This is a genomic window from Pseudomonas fluorescens HK44 (genome assembly GCF_000217955.3).
Lineage (GTDB): Bacteria > Pseudomonadota > Gammaproteobacteria > Pseudomonadales > Pseudomonadaceae > Aquipseudomonas > Aquipseudomonas fluorescens_AQ.
Window position 1 is genome coordinate 1 of record NZ_AFOY02000016.1, and the last position, 12,950, is coordinate 12,950.

The 12,950-nt window shown below is 60.5% G+C and carries 11 protein-coding genes; 9 read left to right on the top strand and 2 right to left on the bottom strand.

Translation table 11 applies throughout. From position 1 onward, the window contains the following. The first annotated feature begins 496 nt into the window (after window positions 1–496). The 3 genes from HK44_RS20265 (at window position 497) to HK44_RS20275 (ending at window position 2,893) form a co-directional block, all read left to right on the top strand. A complete protein-coding gene (locus HK44_RS20265; RefSeq protein ID WP_019692959.1) occupies window positions 497–1,291 on the top strand; it encodes an SDR family NAD(P)-dependent oxidoreductase in 795 nt (264 codons plus the stop codon). Window positions 1,292–1,372: 81 nt separating this feature from the next. Then, on the top strand, window positions 1,373–2,026 hold the full coding sequence (locus HK44_RS20270; protein WP_019692958.1) for a GntR family transcriptional regulator: 654 nt from the start codon (window positions 1,373–1,375) through the stop codon (window positions 2,024–2,026). A gap of 15 nt (window positions 2,027–2,041) precedes the next feature. Continuing rightward, window positions 2,042–2,893: an urea carboxylase-associated family protein gene (locus HK44_RS20275; RefSeq protein WP_019692957.1), complete on the top strand. Its 852-nt coding sequence runs from the start codon at window positions 2,042–2,044 to the stop codon at window positions 2,891–2,893. Between the two features lie 149 nt (window positions 2,894–3,042). Here HK44_RS20275 and HK44_RS20280 read toward each other — a convergent pair whose 3' ends face one another. After that, on the bottom strand, window positions 3,043–3,210 hold the full coding sequence (locus tag HK44_RS20280) for a DUF2897 family protein (protein WP_019692956.1): 168 nt from the start codon (window positions 3,208–3,210) through the stop codon (window positions 3,043–3,045). 298 nt (window positions 3,211–3,508) lie between these two features. On the opposite strand from HK44_RS20280, the gene kdpF reads away from it, so the two are divergent. The 6 genes from kdpF to HK44_RS20310 all read left to right on the top strand — a co-directional run bounded on the left by kdpF (window position 3,509) and on the right by HK44_RS20310 (window position 11,631). Then, window positions 3,509–3,598: a K(+)-transporting ATPase subunit F gene (kdpF, locus tag HK44_RS20285; RefSeq protein ID WP_019692955.1), complete on the top strand. Its 90-nt coding sequence runs from the start codon at window positions 3,509–3,511 to the stop codon at window positions 3,596–3,598. A gap of 8 nt (window positions 3,599–3,606) precedes the next feature. Continuing rightward, window positions 3,607–5,301: a potassium-transporting ATPase subunit KdpA gene (kdpA, locus tag HK44_RS20290; RefSeq protein ID WP_019692954.1), complete on the top strand. Its 1,695-nt coding sequence runs from the start codon at window positions 3,607–3,609 to the stop codon at window positions 5,299–5,301. 11 nt (window positions 5,302–5,312) lie between these two features. Further along, complete coding sequence (kdpB, locus tag HK44_RS20295) at window positions 5,313–7,391, top strand: potassium-transporting ATPase subunit KdpB (protein WP_019692953.1); 2,079 nt, start codon at window positions 5,313–5,315, stop codon at window positions 7,389–7,391. Window positions 7,392–7,543: 152 nt separating this feature from the next. Next, the gene (gene kdpC / locus HK44_RS20300; protein WP_019692952.1) at window positions 7,544–8,089 is read left to right on the top strand and encodes a potassium-transporting ATPase subunit KdpC; all 546 of its coding nucleotides are present in this window, start codon (window positions 7,544–7,546) and stop codon (window positions 8,087–8,089) included. Window positions 8,090–8,220: 131 nt separating this feature from the next. Next, on the top strand, window positions 8,221–10,872 hold the full coding sequence (locus HK44_RS20305; protein WP_019692951.1) for a sensor histidine kinase: 2,652 nt from the start codon (window positions 8,221–8,223) through the stop codon (window positions 10,870–10,872). Between the two features lie 60 nt (window positions 10,873–10,932). Further along, window positions 10,933–11,631 (top strand): response regulator, encoded by a 699-nt coding sequence (locus HK44_RS20310; RefSeq protein WP_019692950.1) that lies wholly within the window; start codon window positions 10,933–10,935, stop codon window positions 11,629–11,631. A gap of 152 nt (window positions 11,632–11,783) precedes the next feature. Here HK44_RS20310 and HK44_RS20315 read toward each other — a convergent pair whose 3' ends face one another. Further along, on the bottom strand, window positions 11,784–12,821 hold the full coding sequence (locus tag HK44_RS20315) for a patatin-like phospholipase family protein (RefSeq protein ID WP_019692949.1): 1,038 nt from the start codon (window positions 12,819–12,821) through the stop codon (window positions 11,784–11,786). Window positions 12,822–12,950 lie beyond the last annotated feature (129 nt).

Genomic DNA, 12,950 nt, shown 5'->3' on the forward strand with positions numbered 1-12,950 from the left:
TTCATGGAGCGCTTACAGTACTTGCACGGAACGCTACGACAAAGACGGCATGACGGTCGAGCAGTTGGCGGACTACGTGAAACCGTATTGGCCGATCCTCAAGACTCGGTTGCTGGCCGGCGAGTATCAGCCGTAAGGTGTACGCGCCGTCGAAATCCAAAAAACCAAAGGCGGGACAAGGCAGCAGGGCATTACCAGTGTGGTGGATCGTCTGATCCAATAGGCTCTGCTGCGACAACTCACGCCGATTTTCGAACCGCCGTATACGGAACCGTATGTCCATGTATGTGAGAGGACGGCGGCTGTGAAGCCGCCTCCTACTCGATCTGGCGATCGAGTTTCCCGAAAGGCAGAGCAATTCCGCCTTTTGTCCGAAAATTAAAATTACGTATGTAATATATCGTTTTAATTATGCCTATAATAAAACCGTCGCCCGTACAGGTCCCCAAGAGCCGGGCATTCAACATCCCTCAGGCATCTTCCCGGAGTTGCAGCTATGAATTCTATCCAGTCCAAAGGTATCGCCCTGATCACCGGCGCTTCATCCGGAATTGGTGCGGTCTATGCCGAGCGGTTGGCGGCGCGTGGTTTTGACTTGCTGCTGGTAGCTCGCGATGAGCAACGTCTGCAGGTCGCAGCAACAAGGTTGCGGGCCGAGCATGGTGTGCAGGTCGAGGTGTTGAAGGCGGACCTGACGCTCAAGGCCGATTTGTTGGCGGTGGAGCAGCGTCTGCGCAGTGATTCCGGCATCAGCCTGCTGCTGAACAACGCGGGTATCGCCGCGGATGGCTCTTTGGCCAGTGCCGACACGGATCAGCTGGAGCGGATGATTCAGCTCAATGTGGTGGCGGTGACACGTTTGGCTGCTGCGGCAGCCGCGAATTTTTCGACGGTCGGGCGCGGTTCGATCATCAATCTGGCGTCGGTGGTTGCGTTGATTCCCGAGCGTTTCAACGCGACTTATAGCGCGACCAAGGCTTACGTGCTGAGCCTCACGCAGTCGTTGAATGCTGAGCTGAGTGGGTCGGGCGTGCAGGTTCAGGCGGTGTTGCCAGGGGTGACGCGCACCGAAATCTGGGAGCGCTCAGGGATTGATGCCAGCGCTATCCCGGCGGAAATGGTGATGGAGGCAGGGGAGATGGTCGATGCGGCATTGTCGGGATTCGATCAGGGTGAGTTGATCTCCATTCCTTCATTACCTGATGCCGCAGACTGGAATGTTTTTGTTACCGCACGCCACGCGCTAGGGCCAAACCTGTCGAAGAGTGCTGCGGCTTCGCGCTACAAGTAGTGGCGCTCTTCACTTAACAACTGGCATGAATAGTGACGGCTCATTGACTGACGATTGTTGAACAATCCTGAGGCGATGAGCATGAGTAGCGGACTGTCCCTGGCGGACCACATCACACTGGAGTTGCGCGCCGATATCATCGGCGGTCGTTTGCTGCCAGGCAGGGCGTTGGTGGAAGGTGATCTGGTGATTGCCTACAACGCCTCGCGCAATACCATCCGCGAAGCGCTGCACCGCTTGGGGCAGGAAGGCCTGACCCTTTATGTCCGAAATAAAGGCGTGATAGTTCGCCAGCTCGGCGCCGATCAGGTGCGCGACCTGTTTCAGGTCCGGCGCACGCTGGAGTTACAGGCCATCAGTGCCAGCCGACCGCTGCGCGAATACCAATCCGATCACATGATCGAAGCCATTGAGGCCTCGCAACTGGCTCGCGAGCGTGAAGACTGGCGGGCTGTCGGCACCCACAGCCTGCGTTTTCATCAGCATATTGTCGGCTTGTTACGCAGCCCGTTGTTCGATGAATTCTTTACCAACGTCGTTGCACAACTGCGTCTGGTGTTCAGTGCGGCGCCCGATGAATCACGCTTTCAAGCGCCCTGGCTTGAGCGCGACCGGCACATTCACGACTTGCTGGTCGAAGGCGACAAGCCTGGCGCTTACGATGCCTTGAGCGATTATCTCGATGATTCCGAACAGCAATTGCTTGAGTTGTTCAACCATCCTTCCCGTCACTGATCGAGGACTCACGCCATGTACAAAGACTATCCCGCGGCTTATCAGGTCAGTAAGGGCTCGGCGTTGCAGGTCGATAAAGCCTTCTACGAGCGGATCCGCGATACACCGGCCGGGCGCACGCTGATCGAGCAATTTGAAGTGCCGATCCGCACCGGACGCGCCTGGCATGTGCCGGCGGGGCATGTGTTTCGTGTGACCACGCCGGTGGGCCCGCAAGTGGGGGACTTCAACGTCTGGAATGCCAACGACCCGCGCGAACGGCTGTGGGCTGCGCGGACCCGGCAACTGCAGGGCGCTCATGTCAGCACCCATGACCGGCTCTGGTCGAACCTGCCCTTTCTGCGACCGTTGGTGACCATCACCGACGATAGCCTGGCCAACTATGGCATCGACGAACATGGCGGACGTTTGCACGATCTGCTGGGCACGCGCTGCGACCCCTATGTGAACAAAATGCTCACCGGCGAGGACTTCCATCACCATTGCCATTCGAACCTGACCCGCGCCGTGTTACCTCATGGTCTGACCGAGTTTGATGTACATGACGTGCTGAACATCTTTCAGTGCACGGGGCTCAATCACGACGATATGTACTTCATGAAGGCCTGTCCGGCGCAGAAGGGCGATTATCTGGAGTTCTTCGCCGAGATCGATCTGCTGTGTGCATTGTCGACCTGCCCGGGGGGCGATTTGTCGCTGCCGATGTGGGGGCCGAATGCGCAGGACCCATTAAGTGTCTGCCGGCCGTTGGGCGTGGAAATCTATCGTTTGGAGCCGACGTTGCTCGAAGGCTGGAGCCAGCCTGAGCGGGCGGCCTATAAAGGCCTGCATGGTTTGCACATCGCCAAGGCCGAGTGGGAGAAGTAGAGAAGTTTTTGTGGCGAGGGAGCTTGCTCCCGCTCGACCGCGCGGCGGGCGCCATTCCAGTGTAAGCGCTACATCCGAAGAAAATGTGCGGGGGACTCCTGGGGCCGCTTCGCGGCCCAGCGGGAGCAAGCTCCCTCGCCACAGTTCAGTCAACGGTCCTGCGCATCCTTGGCGTCCGCTGCGGCGTTGCGCTCAGCAACGCGTTTACGTTGCTCCTCGGTCAATTCCACTTTGTTCGCGGTGTCGCGCAGCAACATCAAGCCACCGACGATCGATCCGATAGCAACCACCAGAATCAACCAGGCATACCAGGGCATAGCGCTCTCCTTAAGGGCAGGTTTTGACGCAAATGGTTTCGCGTCACGCCGTGCCTATCCACTTTGAGTCACAGCGTTTCTCTGTGGTTCCATTCTAGGCCTGTTCCGCTTGGTTCACCTCATCGAAGACCGGTCAACATCGTCTCGGCAGGGCGTCCGCACGCCGCTGTAACCTGCGCGTAAACCCACTCTTTACGCCTTCTTTATGCCGCGCCCAACCCTTCGCTCTCGTTCCTTTACAGCCTTCCTACGGACAATTGCGCCACACGCGGCAGTCGCCGTACGACGGAGAAATTCCATGAGTGTTCTGGACGGGGTGTCCCTGCTGTTGGCGGTGGGACTGTTCATTTATCTATTGGTTGCGCTGTTGCGCGCGGATCAGCACTAGGAGCGGCTATGCACAGTTATGACTATTGGCTGATCCTTGCGTTCTTCGCCATGGTGCTGGTTCCGGCACCGTTCCTGGGAAGGTTCTACTACAAGGTGATGGAAGGCCAGCGCACCTGGCTGACACCGATCCTCGGACCGGTGGAGCGCGGTTGTTATCGCGTGGCCGGGGTCGACCCGCAGAGCGAACAGAGTTGGCAAAAATACACCCTGGCGTTGCTCGCGTTTAACCTCGCGGGTTTTTTGCTGTTGTTCGCGATCCTGTTGTTTCAGGACTACTTGCCACTCAACCCGCAAAACCTGCCGGGGCAGGAGTGGACGCAGGCGTTCAACACTGCCGTCAGCTTCATGACCAACACCAACTGGCAGTCCTACAGCGGTGAAGCGTCCCTGAGCTACCTGAGCCAGATGATCGGCCTCACCGTGCAGAACTTTGTCAGCGCCGCCACCGGCCTGGCCGTGCTGGTTGCCTTGTGTCGCGGCATCGGTCGCAAATCGGCACAAACCCTGGGCAACTTCTGGGTCGACATGACCCGCGCTACGCTCTACGGCCTGTTGCCGCTGTGCCTGTTGCTGGCGTTGTATCTGGTTTGGCAGGGCGTGCCGCAAACATTCGCCCATTACGTGAATGCGCTGACGATGCAAGGTGTGGATCAAGTGATTCCGCTGGGTCCTGCGGCCAGCCAGATTGCGATCAAGCAACTGGGCACTAATGGCGGTGGTTTCTTCGGCGTCAACTCGGCGCACCCGTTCGAGAACCCGAACGCCTGGAGCAACCTGGTTGAAATGGGATCGATCATTCTGATCCCGGTGGCGCTGGTGTTTACCTTCGGCCATTACGTCAAGGACCTGCGTCAGAGCCGGGCGATCATCGCCTGCATGCTCGCGCTGTTTCTGATCGGTGGTGCGGTGTCGCTGTGGGCTGAATACCAGCCGAACCCGACCCTGAACAACGTCGCGGTTGAACAGACTGCACCGCTGGAAGGCAAGGAAGCACGCTTCGGTACCACGGCGACCGTACTCTGGTCGGTGACGACCACCGCGGCCTCCAACGGCTCGGTCAACGGTATGCATGACAGCCTCAACCCGCTGAGCGGCATGGTCGCGCTGATCAACATGATGGTCGGCGAAGTAATCTTCGGCGGCGTCGGCGCCGGCCTCTATGGCATGTTGCTCAATGTGCTGATCGCGGTGTTCCTCGCCGGTCTGATGATCGGACGCACACCGGAATACCTCGGCAAGAAACTGCAAGCCAAGGAAGTCCAGTTGCTGGTGGTGACCTTGCTGGTGATGCCGATTGGCGTGCTGGTATTGGGTGCGATTGCGGCGAGCCTGCCTGGCCCTGCGGGAACGATCAGCAACCCCGGCCCCCATGGTTTTAGCCAGTTGCTGTACGCCTACACCTCCGCCAGTGCCAACAACGGTTCGGCATTCGGCGGCCTGAACGCGAACACGCCATTCCATAACCTGATGCTGGGCCTGGGCATGTTGATCGGGCGCTTCGGCTACATCCTCCCGGTACTGGCCCTGGCCGGCAGCCTGGCGATGAAGAAAACCGCGCCGATTGGCCAGAACAGCTTCCCGACCCACGGCCCGCTGTTCGTGACGTTGCTGACGGTGACCATTTTGCTGGTGGGGGGGCTGACCTTCCTGCCGACCCTGGCGTTGGGGCCTATCGCTGAACACTTGAGCCTAGGCTTCTGAGGGATTTGATGATGAATATGCCCGTTCGTGTATCGAAAAAAACCGCGCCGCACGCTGTGCCGGCGCAACCTGTCGAGCAACCGAAAACCGCGATCTCGGCCCTGTGGCGGCCGGCGCTGGTGCAAGCCTTCGTCAAGCTTGACCCACGGCAGTTGAAACGCTCGCCGGTGATGTTGGTGGTCGAGTTGACCGCGATCCTCACCACCGTGTTGTGCGTGATTCCAGATCCGGCAGTGCCGACTTTTGTCGCGGCGCAAATTGCGCTGTGGCTGTGGTTCACCGTGTTGTTCGCAAACTTCGCTGAAGCCCTGGCCGAAGGTCGCGGCAAGGCTCGCGCCGACAGCCTCAAGGCCGGCAGCGAAGGCTTGAGCGCTCGGCGTAAAAAAGCCGATGGCAGCTTTCAGGTAGTGCCAGCGGTCAGCCTGCGCAAAGGCGATGTGGTTCGCGTCGAAGCCGGCGAGATGATTCCCGGTGACGGCGAGGTGATCGAAGGCATTGCCGCGGTCAACGAAGCAGCGATTACCGGTGAGTCCGCGCCAGTGATTCGCGAGTCTGGCGGCGACCGTTCGGCGGTCACCGGCAACACTCGACTGGTGTCTGACTGGTTGCTGGTGCGCATTACCGCGAACCCAGGTGAATCGACGCTGGATCGCATGATCGCGCTGGTGGAAGGCGCCAAGCGCCAGAAAACCCCGAACGAAGTGGCGCTGGATATCCTGCTGATCGGCCTGACCATGATCTTCCTGGTGGTGGTCGTGACCTTGCAGCCGTTCGCCCACTTCGCCAACGGCAACCTGCCGCTGGTGTTTCTGGTGGCGTTGCTGGTGACGCTGATTCCAACCACCATCGGCGGCTTGTTGTCGGCCATCGGTATCGCCGGCATGGACCGTCTGGTGCGGTTGAACGTGATCGCCAAATCCGGCCGTGCGGTGGAAGCGGCGGGCGACGTGCACGTGTTGCTGCTGGACAAGACCGGCACCATCACTTTCGGTAACCGTCGGTGCACCGCGATTTATGCAGCACCGGGTGTCAGTGCCAAGGAGCTGGCGGAAGGCGCGCTGTTCGCTTCGCTGGCCGACGACACGGCCGAAGGCAAGTCAATCGTCGAGTACCTGCGTGGACTTTATCCACAGGCTGAACCGTCCGCCGAGATGCTGACCGTTGTACCGTTCAGTGCCGAAACCCGCTTGTCCGGCGTTGACTATCAGGGTCGGGTCTACCGTAAAGGTGCGGTGGATTCGGTGCTGGCCTTCATCGGCCTGACTCGTGCCGAGATACTGCCGGCGATGTCCCGGGAAATCGACAAGATCGCCCAAAGCGGCGGTACGCCATTGCTGGTGTGTGCCGAGGGTAAGTTGCTCGGTGCGATCCACCTCAAGGACGTGGTCAAGCCGGGCATTCGCGAGCGTTTCGCCGAGCTGCGCAAGCTGGGGATTCGCACGGTCATGGTGACCGGCGATAACCCGCTGACCGCGGCGGCGATTGCCGCTGAAGCCGGTGTCGATGACGTGTTGGCCGAAGCGACGCCGGAGAAGAAACTCGCCCGCATTCGTCACGAGCAGAACGACGGTCGTCTGGTCGCCATGTGCGGTGACGGTGCCAACGACGCACCGGCTCTGGCACAGGCTGACGTCGGCATGGCGATGAACGACGGGACGCAGGCCGCGCGTGAAGCGGCGAACATGGTCGACCTCGACAGCGATCCGACCAAGCTGCTGGACGTAGTGCAGATCGGTAAAGAGTTGCTGGTGACCCGCGGCGCGTTGACGACGTTTTCCATCGCCAACGACGTGGCCAAGTACTTCGCCATCTTGCCGGCGCTGTTTGCGGCGATCTACCCGCAACTGGGCGTGCTGAACATCATGCACCTGAGCAGTCCGCAGAGCGCGATTCTCTCGGCCATCGTCTTCAACGCCTTGATCATCGTCGGACTGATCCCGTTGGCCCTGCGCGGGGTACGTGTCCAGGCCGCGAGCGCTGCACACCTGCTACGTCGCAACCTGTTGATCTACGGCGTGGGCGGCATCGTGGTGCCATTCGTGGGCATCAAGCTGATCGACATGCTGCTGACCGCACTGCACTTGGTGTAACGGTGTAACGCGAGCGCTGCGCGCTCGATCGCGGGCAAGCCTTGCTCCCACGGAATCACGCAGGACCGTAGGAGCAAGGCTTGCCCGCGATGAACGCAACGCGGTGCAGCTGACAGACCGCTGTATTTGTTTTCCGATTCGAGGGTTTTGAAATGTCTACTATGATTCGTCCGGCCTTGAGCCTGCTTGTCCTGATGACCCTGATCACCGGCGTCGCTTATCCACTGGTGGTAACGGGTGTTGCCCAGGTCGCGTTCCCTGATCAGGCCAATGGCAGCCTGGTGCGTGACACCGATGGCAAGGTGCGCGGCTCGTCCCTGATTGCCCAGGATTTTGTCGGTGATGCGTGGTTCCATCCACGGCCATCGGCGGGCGCATTTGCGACCGTATCGAGCAGTGCGAGCAACCTGGCACCGAGTAATCCGGCGCTCGCGACCCGGGTGATCGACGATGCCAACAAACTGCTGGTGCCAGGCCAGGGGCCAGTGCCCTTGGCGTTGCTGACCACCTCTGGCAGCGGCCTTGATCCACACTTGCCTCCGGCGGCAATTGCCTATCAACTGGCGCGGGTTGCGGCGGCGCGCAACCTGCCGATATCGACGGTCGAGCAGTTGATGGATGCGCACATCGAGCAACCGTTGGTGGGCCCTCCGGTGGTGAATGTGCTGGAACTGAACATCGCGCTGGAGAAGTTGTAAGACCGTGCGGCCGTCAATCGCGAGCAGGCTCGCATCCACAAGGACGGTGATGAACCTGCGGGAGCGAGCCTGCTCGCGATGACGGTTTTGCAATCACCACCTGAACAACAGACAAACAGAGACTTTCAAGCATGAGCGACTCCGGCCGCGCCGACGCACTGTTAGCAGATTTGCCCCGCGATGGTCGTGGCCGGCTCAAGGTTTTTCTCGGTGCCGCACCTGGCGTCGGTAAAACCTACGCCATGTTGCAAGCCGCCCACACCCAGCTGCGCCAAGGCGTGAAAGTCATCGCCGGGGTGGTGGAAACCCACGGTCGGGCGGAAACCGAAGCGCTGCTCGGCGGTTTGCCGCAGCAGCCGCTGGTGCGTTCGGAATACCGTGGCGTGATGCTTGAAGAAATGGACCTCGATGGCCTGCTCAAAGCCAAGCCAAAACTGGTGCTGGTCGATGAGCTGGCTCACAGCAACGCCCCCGGCAGTCGCCACGCGAAGCGCTGGCAGGACATTCAGGAGTTGTTGTCAGCGGGCATTGACGTGTACACCACGGTCAACGTCCAGCATCTGGAAAGTCTTAACGATCAGGTGCGCGGGATTACCGGCGTGCAAGTGCGCGAAACCCTGCCTGACTGGGTGCTGCAAGAAGCCTACGAACTGCTGTTGATCGACCTGCCGCCGCGCGAGCTGCTCGAGCGGCTGCGCGATGGCAAGGTTTATGTGCCGGAGCAGGCGCGAGCGGCGATCGATGCGTTCTTCACCCAAACCAACCTCACGGCATTGCGCGAACTGGCGATGCAAACCGCGGCGGCGCAAGTCGATGATGACCTCAGTCGCGGCTATCGACAGTTGGGCCAAGCGGCGCCGGCCGTGCGCGGTCGCTTGCTGGTGGGCGTCGATGGCGATGCCCAGGCCGAGCGTCTGGTGCGGCATGCCAGTCGGGTCGCGCAGCGTCGGCATTTGCCGTGGAGTCTGGTGCATGTGGACAACGGCAGCGTGCGCGACGAGCAATCGCGTTTGCGCCTGCAAAGCGCTCAACAATTGGCTGAACGGCTGGGCGGCGAAGTGGTGCTGCTGCGCGCTGGCGAAGTGGCGAAAACCCTGATTCAACACGCCACCGAACGGCGTGCCAGCCTGCTGCTGGTCGGGCAGTCGCGTCAGCGTTTGCGCCGTCGGCTGTTCGGCGGAGGGTTGGCCTCACGCCTGTTGCGCAATGCCCGAGGCCTGGAAATCAACGTCCTCGACAGCGATGAACAACAGCATCAGCCGCGCCAGCGTTCGGCGCATTCGTTGGTCTGGTTCGACTATGCGCTGGCGCTGTTGGCGACGGTGCTGGCCAGCGCTTTGGCGTGGGCGGTGTCGAGTATTTTGCCGCTGCCGAATATCTCGCTGGTGTTCCTCGCGGCGGTGTTGCTGGTGGCGGTACGCAGCAGCCTCGGGCCAGCGCTGGCGTGTGCGGCGTTGTCATTTCTGACTTACGATTTCCTGTTCATTCCGCCGACTTTCTCCTTTGCGATTCAGCGTGAGGAAGACGTACTGACGCTGCTGTTTTTCCTGCTGATGGCGGCGCTCACCGGTAATCTCGCGGCGCGTCAGCGGCGACAGTTGGAAGCCTTGCGCGACACTCAGCAAGAGACCAGCGAACTGCTCGACCTGTCGCGCAAGCTCACCGCCGCCACCGATCGGCAAGCCGTGATCAGCGCGGCGGCGGCACACTTGGTCGGCTGGAACGATCTGCAATTGTGTCTGGTTAACCGGGACGGGCAGGGTGGCTGGAAGGTCGAAACCGGTGGCCCGCTGCAGTTTTCCGAAGCCGAGCGTGCTGCCGCCGACTGGGCCTGGCAGCACGATCAACCGGCCGGCATGGGCACCGGCACATTACCGTTCGGTCGTTGGTGGTGGTGGCCGTTGTCGGTCGACGACGGACCGTTGGGCTTGCTCGGCGTTTGCCCGAAAGAGGGTCAGCAGCTCAGTGGTCAGCGGCGACGCTTGCTGACTGCATTAAGTCAGCCACTGGCTCAAGCGCTGGCCCGTGCGCAGTTGGCCGATGATCTTGAGGCGGCGCGCCTGCACGGTGAAACCGAACAATTGCGCAGTGCTTTGCTGGCGTCGGTGTCCCATGATTTGCGCACACCGCTGACGTCCATGCGCGGCAGCATCGACAGCCTGCTGGCGCTGGGCGAGGCGATCCCGCTGGAGGATCGCCGTGAGTTGCTGGAAGGCACTCGTGATGAAGCCGAACGGCTCGACCGCTATATTCAGAACCTGCTGGACATGACGCGCCTGGGCCACGGCGCTTTGAAGCTGGCGCGCGATTGGGTGTCGCCGGCGGATATTGTCGGCAGTTCGCTCAACCGTTTGCGCGCAGTGCTGGCGCCGTTGCAGGTGAGCACCGATGTGCCGAGCGAGTTGCCGTTGCTCTATGTGCACGCAGCATTGATCGAGCAGGCGCTGGTGAATGTGCTGGAAAACGCCGCACGCTTTTCGCCGGCCCATGGCCGTTTGCAGCTGAGTGCCGGCGCCAGTGACAGCGAACTGTTTTTTTCCGTGAGTGACGAGGGACCGGGCATTCCCGAAGAGGAACGCGCGAAGATCTTCGACATGTTCTACACCGCCGCCCGAGGTGATCGGGGCGGGCAGGGCACCGGGCTGGGGCTGGCGATCTGTCAGGGCATGGTCGGCGCCCATGGCGGACGGATCAGTGTCGCTGACGGCATCGAAGGGCGCGGCACCTGCATCACCATTCATTTGCCATTGCAGGAGCAACCGGGTTTTGAAAGTGAAGCCTGACGCTGCCTGCGCTACTCTTCGTGCACTTCCCTTGCCACTTCTTTTTGCTGATTTGAAACCATGAGCCAGACCACGACCATTTTGGTCATTGACGATGAACCGCAGATCCGCAAATTCCTGCGCATCAGCCTGGCCTCCCAGGGCTACAAAGTTCTTGAGGCTGGCACCGGCACCGAGGGCCTGGCCCAGGCTGCGCTGAACAAGCCGGATTTGCTGGTGCTCGACCTTGGCCTGCCCGACATGGACGGCCAGCAAGTGCTGCGCGAATTCCGTGAATGGTCGACGGTGCCGGTGTTGGTCCTGTCAGTGCGCGCCAGCGAAGGGCAGAAAGTCGAAGCGCTGGATGGCGGCGCCAACGATTACGTGACCAAGCCGTTCGGCATTCAGGAGTTTCTGGCGCGGATCCGCGCCTTGTTGCGGCAGGCTCCAGCGGGGGAAGCCCAGGAAGCGGCGCTCAAGTTCGGCCCGTTGACGGTCGATCTGGCGTACCGGCGGGTATTGCTGGACGGTGCCGAAGTGGCGCTGACCCGCAAGGAGTACTCGGTGCTGGCGCAACTGGCGCGCCACGCCGGGCGGGTCATCACCCAGCAGCAGTTACTCAAGGACATCTGGGGGCCGACCCACACCGAAGACAGCCATTACTTACGGATTGTGGTCGGGCATTTGCGTCAGAAACTGGCGGATGACCCGACCCGGCCGAGGTTTATCCTGACCGAGGCGGGGGTAGGGTATCGGTTGTTGAATGAGGCTGGCCTGTAGTCCAGCGTTGTTTGGTGAATCGCTATCGCGAGCAGGCTCGCTCCCACATTGGTTCGGTGCTGAGCACAAATTGTGTGAACAGTGAAGATTCACTGTGGGAGCGAGCCTGCTCGCGAAGAGGCCCTGACAGTCACTCGAGAATCTCCAAATCCTCAATCGCGCTCATTCTCATACCGATCCAGCGTATCCCGGGCAATCTCCTGTCCCAGCGCGATCAGTTCCGGGGCCTTGTAGAACTCGAAAAACCGGCAAACCCGCTTTGGCACGTTGATCAGGATGTCCGGTGGATAACCGGCGATCTTGTACTGCGCCAACGACGTTTGCATCACTTCGAAGCTTTGGTTGATCAAGTCCAGCAACGAGGCCGGGCCAACATTGTCGATGATGAATGAACCCGTGGCAGATTTCGGCGCCCCGACGCCCTCCGGGGCTGCGGCGGCTTGTTGCGCCTCGGGTTCGGCGGATTCGATCCAGGGGTTGATTTCGGCGGCTTCACTGCGCAGTGCTTCCTGTTCCAGAAGCAGCAATTGTTCGGCCTGTTTGCGGCGGAAGGGCAGGCGTGAACCGAGCGAATTGATCAGGTTGTCGAAGCGGCTTTTGAATGCGGCCGGGCGCTGGATCACCGGCAATTGATAGTGCCGCTGGTTGGTCGAGTTGAGGTTGACTGCAATGATCAGATCGCAATGGCTCGAGACCACCGGAACAATCGGCAGAGGATTGAGCAGGCCGCCGTCGACCAGCATCCGATTGCCTTGCATGACCGGGGTGAACAGGCTGGGGATCGCCGCCGAGGCGCGCATTGCCTGGTGCAGGCAACCTTCCTGGAACCAGATTTCCTGTTGGTTGGTCAGGTCGGTGGCCACGGCCGTATAGGGGATGCGCAGGTCCTCGATGTTGATTTCGCCAACGATCTTGCGTATCTGTCCGAACACTTTCTCGCCGCGTATCGCCCCAAGACGAAAGCTCACGTCCACCAGGCGCAGTACATCAAGGTAATCCAGGCTTTCGATCCAGTCGCGGTAATCGTTGAGTTTGCCGGCGGCGTAGATACCGCCGACCACGGCACCCATGGAGCAACCGGCGATACAGGCAATGTCATAACCGCGTCTTTCGATTTCCTGGATAACTCCAATATGGGCATAGCCTCTGGCGCCACCTGAACCCAGCACCAATGCGACACGCTTTTTCATGACTCGCCCCTTCATCAAACAGGCTTCAACAATGCACCCATTGAGGGGCGTGCTTCAATCATGTTGACTCAGGGTCAAGCTGTTAGCGTCGTTTTTCCGATACTCAATAACGGCACATGGATATTCTCG